The organism is Pedobacter sp. 01N416, assembly GCF_056399685.1.
Genome location: NZ_JBFTRT010001108.1, coordinates 1 through 447, shown reverse-complemented (window position 1 = coordinate 447; position 447 = coordinate 1). Strand labels below are relative to the sequence as shown.

General features: G+C 41.2%; 1 protein-coding gene. It reads left to right on the top strand.

Translation table 11 applies throughout. The features are described 5' to 3' along the window. On the top strand, positions 1-355 hold a 355-nt coding region (locus tag AC1DND_RS29460; protein ID WP_477586585.1), incomplete at its 5' end, for a hypothetical protein. Between the last annotated feature and the right edge of the window lie 92 nt (positions 356-447).

Below are 447 nucleotides of genomic sequence, written 5' to 3'. Positions count from 1 at the left end.
CCCGCGCATTGCTGATGGTGCATTGGGTATCCGTTTCTATTACGCTGCTTATCCAAAAGACAACGAATGGAATAGTTTTGAGGAGGAGAAATCGATAGGAAAAAATTATGCCCAAAAACATACACTTGTTATGATCCCCACTTTAAAGAAGAAGAGCAGCGATGGAAGTTACCAGGATTACGACTTTAACCCTTTAGACCGTACTACTTTCCCGCTAAAAGAAAGAGAAAAAGAGCAACCCATTACCTTAATGGCCATGAGTTCGGATAGTAGTGACAGTCAATCGCGTGAGGTAATGGCTCAAAACCATGGACAAACCATTCCACCAGCCGATTCAGCAATAGAAACTTATTAATATCTTAATGAAATGAACGACTTCCAGAAATTTCTGAGCGACATTTTTCTCTGGATTGAAGGAGGGGCTGCATTGATTGCGTTTTGCTACTT